General features: G+C 47.6%; 13 protein-coding genes. 5 read left to right on the forward strand and 8 right to left on the reverse strand.

Annotated elements, in window-relative coordinates:
• Nucleotides 1-28: 28 nt before the first annotated feature.
• From MHI38_RS13605 to MHI38_RS13630, 6 genes are all read right to left on the reverse strand, one after another.
• Nucleotides 29-856, reverse strand: coding sequence for a carbohydrate ABC transporter permease (locus tag MHI38_RS13605; protein ID WP_090922754.1), 828 nt, complete (start codon nucleotides 854-856; stop codon nucleotides 29-31).
• Nucleotides 853-1737, reverse strand: coding sequence for a carbohydrate ABC transporter permease (locus MHI38_RS13610; RefSeq protein ID WP_090922752.1), 885 nt, complete (start codon nucleotides 1735-1737; stop codon nucleotides 853-855). The genes MHI38_RS13605 and MHI38_RS13610 overlap by 4 nt, the downstream gene beginning before the upstream one ends.
• A gap of 233 nt (nucleotides 1738-1970) precedes the next feature.
• On the reverse strand, nucleotides 1971-3251 hold the full coding sequence (locus MHI38_RS13615) for an ABC transporter substrate-binding protein (RefSeq protein ID WP_154891989.1): 1281 nt from the start codon (nucleotides 3249-3251) through the stop codon (nucleotides 1971-1973).
• Nucleotides 3252-3392: 141 nt separating this feature from the next.
• Nucleotides 3393-4493, reverse strand: a complete 1101-nt coding sequence (locus MHI38_RS13620; protein ID WP_341181305.1) for a response regulator — start codon at nucleotides 4491-4493, stop codon at nucleotides 3393-3395.
• Entirely contained in the window at nucleotides 4490-6286 is a 1797-nt protein-coding gene (locus MHI38_RS13625) for a sensor histidine kinase (protein WP_221791650.1), read from the reverse strand. Before MHI38_RS13625 ends, MHI38_RS13620 begins: the two co-directional genes overlap by 4 nt.
• A 318-nt stretch (nucleotides 6287-6604) precedes the next feature.
• The gene (locus tag MHI38_RS13630; protein WP_341181306.1) at nucleotides 6605-8611 is read right to left on the reverse strand and encodes a beta-galactosidase; all 2007 of its coding nucleotides are present in this window, start codon (nucleotides 8609-8611) and stop codon (nucleotides 6605-6607) included.
• A gap of 180 nt (nucleotides 8612-8791) precedes the next feature.
• On the opposite strand from MHI38_RS13630, the gene MHI38_RS13635 reads away from it, so the two are divergent.
• The gene (locus MHI38_RS13635; RefSeq protein WP_341181307.1) at nucleotides 8792-9808 is read left to right on the forward strand and encodes an AraC family transcriptional regulator; all 1017 of its coding nucleotides are present in this window, start codon (nucleotides 8792-8794) and stop codon (nucleotides 9806-9808) included.
• Here the strand turns inward: MHI38_RS13635 and MHI38_RS13640 are convergent.
• Complete coding sequence (locus MHI38_RS13640; protein WP_341181308.1) at nucleotides 9778-10422, reverse strand: molybdenum cofactor guanylyltransferase; 645 nt, start codon at nucleotides 10420-10422, stop codon at nucleotides 9778-9780. The genes MHI38_RS13635 and MHI38_RS13640 overlap by 31 nt on opposite strands.
• Nucleotides 10423-10619: 197 nt before the next feature.
• Here MHI38_RS13640 and MHI38_RS13645 point away from each other — a divergent pair, with 197 nt between their 5' ends.
• Nucleotides 10620-11858, forward strand: coding sequence for an MFS transporter (locus MHI38_RS13645; RefSeq protein WP_221791641.1), 1239 nt, complete (start codon nucleotides 10620-10622; stop codon nucleotides 11856-11858).
• A 779-nt stretch (nucleotides 11859-12637) separates the two neighbouring features.
• Here the strand turns inward: MHI38_RS13645 and MHI38_RS13650 are convergent.
• Nucleotides 12638-14410: a glutamine--tRNA ligase/YqeY domain fusion protein gene (locus MHI38_RS13650; protein WP_341181310.1), complete on the reverse strand. Its 1773-nt coding sequence runs from the start codon at nucleotides 14408-14410 to the stop codon at nucleotides 12638-12640.
• Nucleotides 14411-14692: 282 nt separating this feature from the next.
• Between MHI38_RS13650 and MHI38_RS13655 the strand changes: the two genes are divergently transcribed.
• The 3 genes from MHI38_RS13655 to MHI38_RS13665 all read left to right on the forward strand — a co-directional run bounded on the left by MHI38_RS13655 (nucleotide 14693) and on the right by MHI38_RS13665 (nucleotide 16722).
• Nucleotides 14693-14950 carry a DUF2164 domain-containing protein gene (locus tag MHI38_RS13655; protein ID WP_090924184.1) on the forward strand — a complete coding sequence of 86 codons (258 nt, stop codon included), beginning with the start codon at nucleotides 14693-14695 and terminating at the stop codon, nucleotides 14948-14950.
• 34 nt (nucleotides 14951-14984) lie between these two features.
• Nucleotides 14985-15533 carry a GNAT family N-acetyltransferase gene (locus MHI38_RS13660; protein WP_154891995.1) on the forward strand — a complete coding sequence of 183 codons (549 nt, stop codon included), beginning with the start codon at nucleotides 14985-14987 and terminating at the stop codon, nucleotides 15531-15533.
• Nucleotides 15534-15753: 220 nt separating this feature from the next.
• Nucleotides 15754-16722, forward strand: a complete 969-nt coding sequence (locus MHI38_RS13665; RefSeq protein ID WP_341181311.1) for a LysM peptidoglycan-binding domain-containing protein — start codon at nucleotides 15754-15756, stop codon at nucleotides 16720-16722.
• Nucleotides 16723-16849: the final 127 nt, after the last annotated feature.

Below are 16849 nucleotides of genomic sequence, written 5' to 3' on the forward strand. Positions count from 1 at the left end.
CAGGAACAGGAACAAGCTCCTATACCTATTATCCTTTGACCGCTCCCTCCGCAATACCCTCCATAATGAACTTTTGGAAGAATGCATAGATCAGGATAACCGGAATTGCAGTCAAAACCAGAGAAGAGAGAATTAACGGCCATTCCTTGTTATACTCACCAAACAGCATGTTCGTGGACAGGATAAGTGTGTACCGGTTTACATCCGTCAACATCAATAGCGGTAACAGGAAGTCATTCCATATCCACAGGAAGTCCAGAATTGCAATCGTCACCGTGATCGGAAGCAGCAGCGGGAAAATAATCTGAAAAAACGTCTGGAACTCGTTACATCCATCGATCTGAGCCGATTCTTCGAGTTCACGCGGAATGGACTTCACAAACCCGTGATAGAGGAAGATCGCCATGTTTACACCAAGTCCGATATAGATCAGAGCCAGTCCGTAAGTGCTTCCCTGCACCCCCATCCCCTTCGCGACACGCGTCAGCGGGATCATGATGGAATGGAACGGCACCAGCATGGAAGCGACAAACATGAAGAAGATCAGATTGCTAAGCCTGCCGGAAGTCCGTGACAGTTTGTATCCTGCAAGCGAAGCACAGAAGACAATTCCTCCGATACCCAGAATCGACACAATCGCGGAGTTCAGCGAGCTGCCGAGCAGATTGATTTTGTTAAACGCATCCGTGTAGTTCTCCCAATGTAATGTGGTCGGCAGAGCAATAAAGGATTGGAACATTTCACCCTGTGTTTTGAATGAGTTCACCACAGCCATGTAGATCGGTAGCATGGCTACCAGAGAGCCGAGAATCAGTAACAGCCGAATCAGGTAGTTATTCAGTCGCTGCATTCTCATGCTTCCACCTCTTTTCTCTTCATGACGGTGATCTGGATGAGTGTAAAGATAAGAACGATAGCAAACAATACAACCGATTTGGCACTGGCATAACCGTATCTGAAGTTGTTCGAGAAAGCTTCTTCATAGATATTCATGGTGATGACCTGTGTAGCCCGACCCGGGCCGCCGCCTGTCAATCCATAGACCACCTCGAACACTTTGAATGCACCGTTCAGTGTCAGGAAGAAACAGATTGTAATAGCGTGTGTAATCATCGGCAGTACGACGTTACGTAACACTTGAAATGCATTTGCACCGTCAATGACCGCGGCTTCCTTGAGGCTTTTCGGTACACCCTGCAATGCAGCCAGGTAGATGATCATCATATAGCCCACACCGTTCCAAAGCGATACGATTAGAATCGAGTAGAAGGAGAACTTCGGATCACCGAGCCATTGTTGGTCGAGAAAAGAAACGGCCAATTTCTCAGCCAGCTGCGGCAACACCTGGGAAAAGATGAACGTCCACATGAATGCACTGATGATTGTACTGATCATATTGGGCATGAAGAACAATGTGCGGAATAACCCTTTGCTGCGTGTACGCGACTCAATGAACACGGCGAGCAGCAATGCAATGACATTTTGCAAAATCAGCATAAAAATAACATATTTCATCGTAAACCACAGCGAGTTGAGGAAGTCAGGATCTTCCTTAAACAATTCCACAAAGTTCCCCAGCCCTATAAAGCTGTAGTCACGGTTTAACCCGTTCCAATCCGTCAAGCTGTAGAACATCCCGCTAAACGTCGGGTACAGCAGGAAAATCGCATAGATTACAAAGGCCGGCGCTGTGAACGCGAGCAATGAAAGATACTTTTTGAACACATTCGTAGCCATAACTTCTCCCCCTTTTTGCACAGCGGATGAAGGTTAACGGGGGAACGAAGATCGTTCAGCCAGCCGTTTCATCTGCTTCGAGACTGTTACGAAATAAAGTACCGCTAATTTGTTGACAAAACCCCGAGCTTAATACGGAACCAAACGAGATTTTGTCAACAAACGCAGGTACTGCTTTCTTACAGCTCAACCTTGTTGATCGTTCAGGCGCTTACTTGTTAAGCATCCTGCTCTTATTTATTGACTTTATTGTAGGATTTCCACGCTTTGTCGAGCGCATCGATCACCTGCTGTTGATTCAACTGTCCGGAGTAGTACCCTTGAAGAGCTTTACCAGACTCATCCTTCACGGCTTGTGGAATCTTTGGATCTTGATAAGCTTTGCCTTCATTAACATATTTCAGGGCGTCGTCTACCCACGGGAAGCTCTTGAACGTATGCACTTTGGCAACCGGATTAAACTTGAGCGCTTCATAGAATGCACTGGAATCTTTATCATCCAGAATGTAGTTTACAAAGTCGAGTGCCACTTCTTTGTTTTTACTTGATGACGATACAGCTAGTGAAGTGGATGTGCTCAGGTTGATTTTCGTATCATCCGGATTATCGTTCAGCGGCATTGGAGCTACACCAAAATTAACGTCAGGGTTGGACTTCAGAATCGTTTCTGCGTACCAAGGTCCTTGAATCCACATCGCCGCTTTGCCTGTAGCATAAGCGGCAGCGCCGTCATCGGCTCCAACTTCAAGCGCTTTATCCGTTCCGTTCGCATTGACGAGATCAAACACATCAAACAGTGCTTTCATATCGGAGAAGGAAGCTTCGTCCTTGTTCATTTTTTCCACAAAGTCTTTGTGCTCCGTTTGTGTCAGCGCCCCTACAGTGAGTGGCAGGAATAATTGCGGAACCCAAGCTTCTTTGTAAGACAGCTCAAACGGTGTAATGCCAGCTGCTTTCAGCTTCTCTACAACCGCTTTCATTTCTGTCAACGTTGTTGGAACCTCCAGCCCTTGTTCCTTGAAGATATCTTTGTTGTACAGATAACCCCATGACAAGGTTTCCAGTGGAACCGCAACCACTTTGCCGCTTGCATCCGTTACCGAAGGTTTAACCGAATCCAATAATTTATCTACAAAAGGTTGGTCGGACAAGTCCTCCAGATATCCGGCTTTGCTGAAAGGTGGAATCTCATTCACCGCATGCAGAGCAAATACGTCTGGTGCGTCATTGGAAGCAAGTCTTGTTTTCAAAATCTGAGGTGCATTATCTGCTGGCGGCATCTCCAGTTGCACATTCACTTCAATGTTTTTGTCTGCTTTTTCCTTGGCTTTGAACTGTTCTATATATTTATCGTAATGTTCTTTCAGCCTTGGTTGAGCAACGAATACTTTGAGGTTTACGGTGCTGCCAGCTTTGACTTCGTTCTGTTCATTATCCGTGCCTGCATTCGAGCCGCAGCCTGCGAGCAGAACGCTGACCAGTGCCGCACTTACAACGCTTTTCCATACTTTCATCTCTTATGACCTCCCGGTGTGACTGGTTTGTCTTTCATAGGCTTATTATATATCGCAAAATGTAAGCGCTTCATTGGACAAAATTAGACTCTTCCATTGGATTATTTTAAACCTTAATTCAAGCAACATTCCCCGAATGATTCATTCGGGGAATGGGTTAGGCAACTTATGCTGGCCTTTGCGCATCTCTCCGGGTGACACACCAAAGTGCTTTTTGAATACCCGATAGAAGTAGGACACATCTTCATACCCCGTCATCTCGGCGATATGTTTGAATGGAATCTGATCATCCATCACCCACTCTTTGGCCTTGGTCATCCGAAGTTGAACCACATAATCGGTCACGTTCACGTCATATTCTTTCTTGAAAGCTTTGCTCAAATATTCCTTACTGACAAAAAATATTTGGGCAAGCTGCTCCAGCGTAATCATCTCCATGCAGTGTTGCTGCATATATTGCTTTACCTCTTCGAGGTTGAGCTTGTTCTTATACTTACGCTGGGCAATTAATTGTTCCAGCGCCTGATAATAGGAAGCGGAGATCCATTCCACAGCCGCCCGGATCGAACCCAGCGCTGATGCAGGAGGCAATATTCCCTCTTCCGGACGATCAAACAGCCCATTGGACACACATAGCTCGTCCAGTATATTCTGCAGCTCATAAACCGCACGCCCAAGCTGGCGAGGTCTGCGAACCTCGTTTTGTTCCAGCTTCTGCTCTAATTGATGAAACCATTCCCGCAGGCTCGTCAGGTTCAAGTCGTTGAAGCGCAGACGTGCTTGCTGCTGGAACAGAGAGAATTCACCCGCGAATGAAGCCCGATAAGCTTCCCACACTTCTGGTGCCGTAGCAGCTTTATCCAGTTCATGACTACATTTCGCCAGCGTAGCATTTAGTTCATCCGGATTCACCGGTTTCAGCAGATAATCAGCTGCACGATACCGCAGAGCATGTTTAGCATAATTAAAATCATCATAACCGCTCACCACAACGACCTTAATCTCCGGGTACTGACTGCTCAGCGTCTGCATCAGCTCGACACCATCCGATCCAGGCATACGCATGTCCGTAATAATAAGATGAGGTTGCAACGTCTTGACCATCTGTATCGCCTGTTCTCCATCCTCTGCTTCACCGCAGACAACCAAGCCGAGCTCATCCCATTCACCAAGATTACGTAAAATATCGCGATTCCACGGCTCATCATCCACCAGCAACACTCTATAGATCTCCTTGCTCACAAGGGCTCGCCTCCTGTTGTGCAGGGGATCGTTACGATCACTTTTGTTCCCTGCCCAAGTTTACTTTCCATACGCATACCGTAATCGGGTCCAAAATGCATCACCATTCGTGATGCGGCATTGAGCAGTCCAATACTCGTGCCTGAATTCCATACCCGATCGGTATACCGCGTAATGCGTTCCAGTTTGGATTGCATCTCTACGAGCCTGTCCGGCTCCATACCCATGCCATTATCACAAATTTGAATCGTCACCCTACCCTGCTGTGGATCACAGAGCACTTCGATGCCTAGCTTCCACTCCCCAGGCTTTTTCTCCAGCCCATGCAAAAATGCATTTTCTACAATAGGCTGTAAGGATAACTTCGGAATATAACACGCTCGGAGTTCTCCCGTAATTTCCAGTTTATATTCAAGTCGGGTGGCAAAACGTTGCTTCTGAATCAGCATATAATGCTCCAATTGATCCAGTTCGGATTGCAGAGGGACAAGGCCGTCCGGTGCCCGTACAATATAGCGGAACATCTCACTTAATGCCCGGATCACCTTGTAGCTATCTGCCGGCTTTTGCGAATAGACCATGCCACCGATCATTTGTAATGTATTTTGCAGAAAGTGGGGATGAATCTGAGATTGTAGTGCTTTGAGCTCGGCTGTCTGTTTCTCCAGATTCATCAAATAGTTATCCCGGATATGCTCCCGAATTCGACTAGCCATACCGTGCAGATTTTTCTCCAGCAGGCCAATCTCATCCACTCGTCCGCTACGCTCTACTTTACGATCCTTGATCAACTGGATACCCTTCATTGAATTCGCCAGTCTGACAATAGGTTTAGAGGTTCGCCAAGCGACCAGTGCCGCCAGAGCAACAGACACGACCGTTGCCACTCCGCCCACAACTAGCCCATACTTCATCGTTTCCAGTGCACTCTCGTTAATGACATGATCCGGTACGATTTTAATCACCCTTAGCCCTGTCGACTCAATATCGTGATAGAAAATATATTCCTGTGCTGTACGAATAAAACCCGCGTTATTCTTCGTTTCGCTCAGCTGCTTCAACGCTTCATCCGATGGCTGGATGGAGGAGTTTGGCTGATATACCGGATGACCTGAACTGTCTCCGATATAGGCGGTATAATCTCCCCTGCTGTCGAGCAGTTCAAGCGTCTGGTTAAACTCGGCCCACTTGATCTCCAGACTGATTGCTCCGATCTGAGCCTGATCCTCAAAGCGGTTCATGCTGCGGGTCATATGGAACTTTTGCGGATCTACCGGATCATTGATAATTGTAAAGTCTTTATGCTCCGTAAAAAGCTTATGATACCCTTGCGGAATATCCGCAACCGTCTTAATTCGGGATTCCATAGAATTGAAGGTGAACAGGGTGTCCTGCTCCTTCAAGTACAGTTCGACCCCAAACACATAATTGCCAGCAGAATAGTACACACTGTTCAGCATATTAAAAACAGCCTTTTGTTCGTCAAAACGGCTGGAAGCAGGCGCTTCTTGGCCCAACGCCAAATACTGATGTAGCTCATCACTGATCTGAATGGAATAAATGATATTATTCATGCGGGTAAACTGTTCTGCCAGATAGACAGAGGCCCAATTCATATTGACCCGGTTCGTATCCATAACCTCGGCTTCCATGGAGGAACGCGCATTCTCCGCGGCTACCGCAGTTATCACAATGACTGGCAGTACAGCGACCAGGGTCATGGTCAGTATCAATTTATTACGAATGCTGCGCTTGAAAGGGTCTATCAGCCGACGGTATAATTCGTTAAACACAGCGCATCCACTCCTGAGCTAAAATAAGACAAACGCCCCAGCATCAAAGCCGAGGGCGCCATGGTCTTGTTATTTTTTTCGGAAAATATGAAGTGAATGTTGAACCAAGATTTTACACAGGCCACTCCGATGACAGAATAACCTTTCAATCGCTGTTATCCCCAGATTTTTTGATTCCTTTTTCCAAAAGGGAAAATCCGGTGATAAAGGCGAACGCTTCGCTTTTTCAGGTTTTTTCTGTCCTCTCCGTTAAAGTGTAAAAGAACAATTCAAAATCTTCTATTTTCCTTGGGAACTTAAAATCTGCACTATTATTCCCTAGTGTTGCTCGATAATTCGTACGCCCCAGCGTTCCAGCTTGATCTCCTGCCCAGCAGCAATCGAATCTCCTGATAATAGCTCTGTCCCTTCGCTATACGGATTCTTGAAGGAAACCGGCTCATCCGAATAGTTGAAATAGTAGCGAATGGTATGCCCCTGGTCGTTCACCCCTGTCTTCACAATGAGTGGAAAAGCAAGCTCCTGATCCGCCCCCCATACACCCGCGTCCTTCATCACACGTTCCAGCACCTTGCGAATGACGGCAGCGCTCGTATAACAGCCAACATATGTTACTTTGCCTTTACCGTAGTTATTTTGCGTGATCGCCGCATATTCTCCCCAATGTGGATGATCGTACCAAGCGAGCACCTCCGCAGTCGTCGGCGTAATCAGCTCCATCCAGGTGTGTACCTGATTATGCTCCTCACCTACGCCAAATGGATCATCGCGTAGCCCAACATGCTTTGGCTCAACAAACAAGTTGTAGCTAATGCCACATGCTTCACTGATCAGTCCGGGCTGACGTGTAGAACGAACTTTGATGTGTTCATTGGCAAAACCGCTTTTGAACGAGTACACGATATGTCCGCCGTCCTGTACAAATTGATTTAATTTTTCCAGCAACGCATCCGAAGCCGCATACAGAGCAGGCACCACTAGCACATCATAATCTGCATAACTCTCCACGGAAGGATCGATAAGATCGCAGCCAATGTTCATTTTATACAGCTCATCGTACATCCAGCGCACAACGTCGTTGTAGTTCTTGTCACTGGTAAAGTTAAAGCCAAACCACTTGATGGAGGTTAACGCCTCGTTACTGAACAGTACAGCCACCCGATTTGTTTTCTTCAGATTCACCAGCTTAGGACTCAGGCGAGCAAAATCGCGGCCAATCGTCTTGGCTTCGTTATACACCGGATTCGGTTCGAAATCATGGCTTAGCAGGCCTTTCCAGTAGGTCTCAAACGAATTGTGCAGCGAGTGCCAATGCCAGTAGGCAACCATGTTAGCCCCAGAAGCCAGATGACTGAATGCCTGTAATCGCAGTTGGCCCGGATAAGGAACCCAGTGCCAGAAGGCCTGTGCTTCGGTCTCCAGAACAAGGTAGTTGGATTGTTTGGTGGAACGCGCCACATCTCCTCCGAACGAAATCTCAATGCCGGTTAACTCGTCTTGGGAAGGATGATAGATATCTACACTGGTGATGTCAAAAGGTCGGGATGCTGCAAAATGATCCACATCCCCCTGAATGCCGTAGGAATACCCGCGCCATTCAAAGTCAAAGTTCTGGGTAACAAACTGGCCTTCCTGTTTGTACTCATTCACAATCCCAACTTGCCACGCCAGGAAATCCGTGACCAATTGCCGCTGGAACTTGGCAAACTCAGCTCCCAGGCTACCGTTAATCGTACCCACAACGGAAGGGAAGTCTTCCCAGCTATTGATGCGATTACTCCAGTAGTCCAGTCCAAACTCCTTGTTTAGCTCGTTCAGGGAGCTGAACTTGTTCCGCATATATTTAACAAACTGTAACTGCACGTTGTCTCCAGCTGTGTTGTAGTGCTTGGTTTCATTATCTGTCTGATATCCGATAACCGCCGGATGTTTGCTCACGCGTGAGATCAGCTTACGAATGATGCGCTCTGCATAAAACAGATACGTCGGATGCGTGATGTCCATAATCTGTCTTGCTCCATATTTTCCAGGTCCCTGTGCGGTTGTTGCCAGCACGTCCGGGTGCTCCTTCACCATCCACGTCGGAACAGCATACGTTGGCGTGCCTACGATGACATGAATTCCGGCCGCATGCATGGCATCCAGTACCCGATCGACGGAAGTGAAATCAAACACGCCGTTTTGGGGTTCATGGGTACTCCACGTTGATTCGGCGATGCGTACGACATTGATCCCAGCATCCTTCATCATCTGAATGTCCTTGTCCAGTCTTTCATATGGCATATATTCATCATAATAGGCTACGCCGTATAATAATTTGTCCATGAAATAGTCTCCTTTGAGTGCATAAGGTAAGTTGACATGTTCCCGCTTCTAATGGTAGCGTTTACATTAATGCTAGTATCGTTTTATTCGTTGTTTAATATCTGTTGATACGCTTGCATATCCCGATATATTAGGATGTCCGCGTTAAACTGATTATAATGAAGTACATGCATAGTGCCGATGGCACAAGGCGAGTATTTTTTACCCTTTTCCGAGGTGAATGTCATGGATATCCGTTCGCAGCTTCGAGAGATGCCATACCATACGCTGGCTCACTGGCTTCCAATTATCGATTGTAACATCAAATTTTATGGCGCTCATAGCCAGCAAGTTCCATATAGGTGGGCTATGCCTGAGGAGACACATCCGGGCTTTGAGATCATTCTGATCATTCAGGGAACGCAGGAGAGTGTGATTCATGGCTACACGTATACGGTGGATGAAGGCTCAATTCTGCTCATTCCGCCCGGATTCAAACATACCAATACATGTATTTCTGCGGAGGGTATGACCTATTTTAGCGCACATTTTAACGTGGATGATCCGGTATTCACCTTAAAACTCATGTCCCAGCGTAGCAGAATCTATGCCGCCGGTACGGGAGATAATATGAAAATAAGAGCCGTGCTTGAAAGCTGGATGAGCATGATTAATACAGCCGAGGCTTATTCGTCCACAGACAAATTACTCATGCAAGCACGGATGTTCGAACTGTTTGCGCTGTTATCTCAAGCAGCAGAGAATACACCCGAATCCACGATCTCGGTGGATACTGCTCATGCCCCTGCTCCGACCGCCATGCATTACGCAGGAGCGATCGCTGAAGCGATCAAGCAGGCTTTCCATGCCCAGTTACGATCACGGGACGACAATGTATCTTCGGTCAAAGTCGAGCAGATCATTTCGTCGTTTGGCATTAGTCCGGGATATGGTTTACAAGTTTTTCGCAAAGTATTTGGTCATTCTCCGCGGGCCTACCTGTCCAGCCTGAAACTGCAAGAGGCCAAGGTGTTGATCGAGCAACCTGATCTTTCGCTTGGGGAGATTGCCATCAAACTTGGTTACACCCATTTGTCTCATTTCAGTAGACAATTCAAACGCTGGACAGGCCAAAGCCCTCTACTCTATCGAAATCAACATGCAGAGAATAGCCTGAATCCCGTTGCTCAACCTCCAGAAGGAAACTCCGAACGCTGAAGATGAATTCGTATATTCTCGAATTCTTCGGGAGTATTCATATTGCTCAATTGTAGTGCGGCATGTTCAATACCTACTTGCTCCAGTTCGTCTATTTCGGCAAAATGGCAACCGATCTCTTCCAGCCAGCGAATGACACGCAGCCGGTCATGAGTAAGGCACTGTTCTAGCTCTGGAAGCACATGTCTGTGGTAAACCCCTGCAAGGGGATGAATGCGTCCTTCTACTCGCGGAACGATGGCGTTGCATATTGGATATTGTACTGCGAGCCTCTTCATTCCATTGAAAAAAGAGGTTTGCAGAAGCGGCATGTCACAGGCACTGACCAGATTCCACTCTGTCTGGGAGGCATTGAGCGCTGCGTGGAGCCCCGCAAGTGGCCCCTTGCCCGGGTAAACATCCTGTACGCATTCGAAGTCTTCATCCCCTAGTGCGGTGTAAATTGCTTCGCTCGGCCCCGCTGCAACAACAACCCGGGATACGGCGGGTCTGATCGCATTGTTTATATGAGTTAACACGGCTGAACCATTCAGTTCGAGTAGTGCTTTGTTCGTTCCCATTCGGCTGGATAATCCACCTGCCAATATAATGCCTGTCCATTTTTCAGCGTCCATAGCACTCTCCTCTTCCCGTCAGAACCTGAGTTTTCTATTCGTGCAATATTACACCGAACTTATAAAGCACACATCCTTAGCATACATTTCGTTGCATCCGTTATGGGATAGGACATACCTTTAATTCATATATTCTATACGTTGAATCCCCTTTCAACAAATGATACATTGAACAATATGATTCGATTCGGAAAGGAATGGCTCAATTGGACAGATCTGCACCTGTGAGAGGCACTTCCTCGCTGACCTCTCTGAAACTATATAACTTTTTCATCTACGGAGCCATTTCGATCTTTGCCGGATTCCTGCAGCTCTATCTTCAAGAGATTGGTATGACCAAACTGGAGATTGGCAGCCTCATGGCCATCGGTCCTTTTGTATCTCTGTTTGCCAATCCGTTCTGGGGGTTCTGGAGCGATAAGTCGCGCAATATCCGTATTGTGCTAATGATGATGATGGGAGGCACCTTTGTGCTTGCACAGGGTGTATTTTATGCGCCCTCATATGCCTGGATCTATGTCGCCATGATTTTCTTTTATTTTTTCCAAAGTCCCTTATTCGCTCAAACCAACAGCCTGATTCTCGGTTATATCGACGGTACAGGTCAGAAGTTCGGATCCTTTCGGCTCTGGGGCTCTCTAGGTTGGGCGCTGACTGCAGTTGCTGCTGGGCCGGTTATTGACCGTTTTGGCGTTAGCAGTGTGTCCATTATTTTTGCATGCATGATTGCAGTAGCGTTTGTATTCTCTGTACTTTTGCCAAGGCAGCCCATTGCTTCTGATACCCCGATTGTGACGTTTCGGCGGTTCGGCAAAGTGATGTTTAATCCGTATTTTATGATCTTTATCGGTCTTGGGGTGCTCGTTTCGGTACCCAATGCCATGAACAGTACATTTATGTCTCTTTATATTGTAGAGATGGGCGGCGACAAACAGATGGTCGGCTGGGCCATCTTCACATCCTCTATTCTCGAAGTGGGTGTGTTCCTGTTGCTGGATCGGTTACTGAAACGCAAGATGAGCATACTACTGGGCTCTCTGATTCTGGTCAGCCTGTTGTTTGCGCTTCGCTGGCAGCTCATGGCGCTGGCTAACAACCCGATGGAGGTTGTCTTTATTCAACTCATGCACTCGGTCACCTTTGGCGGTTATTTCTATGTGGGCACACAACTGACGATGCTGTTTATTCCACGGCCTTACCGCTCCTCCGGGCAAGCGGTGTATACGATGGCTTGGGGTGGTCTCTCCGGCGTCATTGCCGGGCTGTTTGGCGGTTGGCTATTCCAGAGCTTCGGTGCAGAGGTAATGTACAACATCGGTGTCTTCTTTTCACTCATCGGCGCTGCTGGCTTTGCCATCATGTGGCTGTGGAACCGTCGTAATGGGTACCAGCCAACGGTGCTGACCGAGATGGGCAATATGGATGAAGACAAGTAAGTGGGGATGTGGCTGACCACCCTCGCATGAAGCAGAGCACTGCGTGCTGGGAAATTCGCAGTACGAGCTAGATGAGTTCAGTAGATGAAGTAATTGAATGAGGTAAGTAAATGAGGTAAGTAGATGGAGGATGTAGTTGAGGAATAGCTGAGAAGTCATTGAACAAATAAAGCTTCAGTTTTTGCGTAATGATTCCTGCAGACAATGGAACAGTCCTGTGAAAAATTAGTGGTAACTCTCGCGGCTAACCGCTAACGATCACCACGAAGCTTATCTGTGCAATTTTTAGTCATTTCATATTCTAACGATCACCAGAAGCCTTATTTCCATTCAAACCGGGGAAAACAGGGTGAAAAGACTACATTTTCAGGAAATAAGCTCCGTACGGATCGTTAGAATTCAGAAGTGCCGAATAGTAGGGAAATAGCGTTCCCTGTGATCGTTAGAGTAATTTGCATAATATAAGGAAGACATCCCCTCTATATCGAAAAACACAAAAAGGGCGTCCCGTCATCTTAAGGATGAAGGAGCGCCCCTTTTTAATGCATATGCAGCTTACTAATCTCGAAACTTCGTGCTCTAACCAAACCCTTCAAGCGTTCGACGGGTGAATTAATGTCGTGGCTGACGTTGGTTTAGCAACCACCCCTGTCCCATGCCCACGCTACTATTACACGTCTATCTCATGCTCTTGTCTGTCTATCCCACTCACTTGTTTGTCTATCTCACGCTCTTGTACGTCTACCTCATCCCATATCCTCTTGTATCTACTTTATACCTTATGCCTTCGGCAATTGGAATGAGCTTTTCAGCGATACAACCCGGTTGAATACGGGACGGCCTGGCTCGGAGTGCTTTGGATCAACACTGAAGTAACCGTGACGGAAAAATTGGAACTTGTCCTGTGATTTCGCTTCTTTCATCTCTTGCTCCACGAAGCCGTGAACGATCTCCAGAGAGTTCGGGTTCAGCTGATCCAGGAACGTTTTTTCCGGTTGCTCGGCAGTCTCTGCTCCAGCTCCAGTCACATCGGCCTCAATCTCAGCCCCTGCTACAGCAGCAACCACTTCGGCCTCTGCTTCCGCTTCCGGCGCTTCCGCCGAAATCAACGGCTCGTACAAACGGAATTCTGCGGGTACCGCTTGAGTTGCCTCTACCCAGTGAATCGTGCCTTTGACTTTGCGGCCTGTAAAGCCGCTGCCGCTCTTCGTTTCTACATCATATGTGCAATGAATCTCAACAACATTACCATCCGCATCCTTGATCACGTCATTACATTTAATGAAGTAGGCATGTTTCAAACGAACTTCATTGCCAGGGAACAAACGGAAGTATTTGTTCGGTGGATTTTCCATAAAATCGTCTTGCTCGATATAAATCTCACGGGAAAACGGAATTTGGCGGTTGCCCATCTCCGGATTTTCCACGTTATTCTCGGCTTCCAACCACTCCACTTGTCCCTCAGGATAGTTGGTGATAACCACTTTGAGCGGGTGCAGGACAGCCATGGTGCGCGGAGCTTTCAGTTTCAGATCCTCACGAACAAAGTGCTCCAGCGTTTGCAGATCGATCACGCCTTGGCTTTTGGAAATGCCTGTTTCGAATACAAAATCACGAATCGCTTCCGGTGTGTACCCCCGGCGACGCAAACCCGAGATCGTTGGCATACGCGGATCATCCCAGCCATCGACATGGCCTTCATCCACAAGCAACTTCAGCTTACGTTTGCTCGTTACCATCTGTGACAGGTTCAGGCGGCCAAACTCGTATTGACGCGGCTGACTTTGCATCTCACACTCTGCAACAACCCAATCATAGAATGGACGTTGATCTTCAAACTCCAGAGAACACAAAGAGTGTGTTACACCTTCAATGGCATCTTCCAGCGGGTGTGCAAATGCATACATCGGGTAGATGCACCATTTGTCGCCCGTATTATGGTGATGTGCATGAGAGATACGGTAGATGACCGGATCACGCAGGTTGATGTTAGGCGAAGCCATATCAATCTTGGCACGCAGTACCTTTTCTCCGTTCTTGAATTCGCCTGCACGCATACGTGTGAACAGGTCGAGGTTCTCTTCCACCGAACGGTCGCGGTACGGGCTGTTTTTGCCCGGCTCGGTCAGCGTTCCGCGCATTTGACGGATTTGATCGGCGCTTTGGTCGTCGACATAGGCTTTACCTTTTTGAATAAGCAAGACCGCACGGTTGTACATCTCATCGAAATAATCCGAGGCAAAACGTTTCTCGTTCCACTCGTATCCGAGCCATTTCACGTCTTCCTGGATGGAGTTCACGTACTCCACGTCTTCCTTCACCGGGTTCGTGTCATCAAAGCGCAGGTTTGTCTTGCCGCCAAACTCGCCGCCCAGCGTAAAGTTGATCCAGATCGCCTTCGCGTGACCAATATGCAGATAACCGTTCGGTTCCGGTGGAAAACGGGTAATAACTTCCTGGACTTTGCCCGACCGGAGGTCCTCGGTAATGATATTTTTAATAAAGTTAGGTGGGGTTGTGAATCGGTTGTCCACAGTTATCAAACCTTTCATGAATGGATTGGAGCTTGCAAAAAGTACAATAGTACAGCAATTCCGGGTAAAATTCCTTAATGACGAAACCATTTCCTGAAAATATCTTCTTTCATGGAAAGTTTCGTACGCGTTTCATTTAAATATACCTTTAACGGGGAAGGAGTTCAATAAATAACAACATGAAAATCGGGATCAAACGCACACGCTACCCGATTCAAGTTAGGCCCAATACCATTTTGACGAGTTCGCACGAATCATGTAGCATATGAGTAAAACTAAATTTAAGGGAGGGTTTCCCAAGTGAACGCGCTAAAACTGACCAAAGAACAGCAGGATGAAGCCATTCGCACGATCCAGTCGTATTTTGAAGAGGAACGCGGCGAAGAATTGGGCGATCTGGCAGCATGGGGCGTCCTCGACCTGTTTATGACACAGCTTGCTCCCTACATATATAATCAGGCACTCAGTGACGCACGCACGACGGTAAACCAGCGCATGGCCTCCATGGAAGAAGATCTGTTTGCTCTGGAGCGCAAATTGCCCCGGCCTCCCCGCTAATCTACCTATTATATAAAGAAAGAAGGTTGCAATCATGTTTACCTATTCATTGGATGAATATACAGAGCTTCGCCCGCTTTTGATGGAGCACACCAAACCGCTGTTCGAACTGACGGACCGTTCCAGAGATCAACTGAGACATTGGCTGCCTTGGGTAGATCAGGTGACCGACATGGAACATACATCGAGCTTTATTACGAACGCGTTAAAACAAGCTGCGGAGAACGGCGGCTTCACAGCCGGCATCTGGTTAAAAGGAGAACTTGCAGGTATCATCGGTTTCCACGAGATTAACTGGACAAGCCGTTCCGTAAGCATCGGATACTGGCTTGGTAAAGGTTTCGAAGGACAAGGCCTAATGACCAGTGCCTGCCGTGTCTTAGTGGATTACGCCCTCGTGACACTGGATCTGAATCGGGTCGAAATTCGCTGTGCCACCAACAACAAACGTAGCCGTGCTATTCCGGAACGACTTGGCTTCGTGCTTGAGGGTGTCATTCGCCAGGCGGAAAAGCTGCCTAAAGGATACGTCAATCATGCGGTATACGGCATGTTACAGCATGAATGGGAACTTTTGCGATAAAACAGCCTTACATAATGGACATATCATCATACATCACCCTAATCCGCTTGCCCTTTGTCTGTGACGGCACATGTCCCATAGATGAGGGGTATTTGTGGTTAGGACACCACTTTTTACTTCCCCTTAAGGTTGAACTCATCTCTGCTTCATGCTCGGTGCCTAAGATAGCGTTGTGGCTGTATAACCACAAACTCTATTCAAGGAAGAAGGATGATCACGGATGAAGAAAACCACAACATCAAAGGCAGTCAAAGTAACCAGCGCTTTAGCTTTAACACTTGCACTTGGCGGGGGCTTGGTGGCAACAACTGCGGTTCATGCAGACCCTGCGGCGAAAGCATCCGATGCACTCCAAAACAAACGCACTGCCCCGATGGGGTCCCATATATTGAAACCACCTGGCGAAGCGGAACGAGGACTTGGACCTTGGTTCGGGCCTCATGCCGAAGATGTTCTCTCTGTGCTGGGCATCACCAAAGATGAGTTGAAAGAAGCCATTAAAGCAGATAAGTCCCTTGCTGAAATTGCTGCCTCAAAAAAGGTTGAGACACAGACGCTCATTGATAAACTGGTAGCCACGGAGAAAAAGGAACTGCAACTACAGCTTACCGACTCCAAGATTACACAAACCCAATATAATGAACGTTTGGCCGCTCTTACGGAGCGCGTGAGTGAACTGGTAAACGAAAAACCATCCGCATTACGCGCGAAAAAACCAGAACATTCTGTGCCTGGAATGGGTTTGCCTGGACGGGGGTTTGGCCCTGAAGTCGATCGCAACCTGGACAAGCTCGCGTCTTTACTCGGAGTGACCACCAATGAATTAACTTCATCACTCAAAAAAGGGGATACCCTCGCAGCCATTGCCTCTGCCCAGAAGGTAAACGTGCAAACCCTTATTCAGCAGCTTGCAACCGATAGAACGGCCGATCTGCAGCAAGAGTTGAAAGACGGGAAAATTACACAGGCTCAGTATGATGAACGGGTTGCCGATCTAACCCAGTGCATCACAGACCTTGTTAATGGCAAACGCCCATCCGTTCGGCCCGAGCATCACCATGGCTCTCGTTTGAAAGACGAGTCTGGCACCCCAGTTAAACCTTTGCCAGAGAACGACAAAACAGACAAAGCAGGCACGACAGATCAGGCAGGTACGAGCACTTCTGATCTTAGTAAAGATCCTGCATAACCAACCGTTAGCAAGCAAATCGTACGTGGAATCTCACCTGTCTCTGCATCCTGCAGGATGATTCCCATGCCAAGCCCCTCCTTCCCACGCTGTCAGCAGCGGTGAAGGAGGGGCTTTAATGTTTATC

Source organism: Paenibacillus sp. FSL K6-1558, assembly GCF_038002565.1.
Taxonomy (GTDB): domain Bacteria; phylum Bacillota; class Bacilli; order Paenibacillales; family Paenibacillaceae; genus Paenibacillus; species Paenibacillus polysaccharolyticus.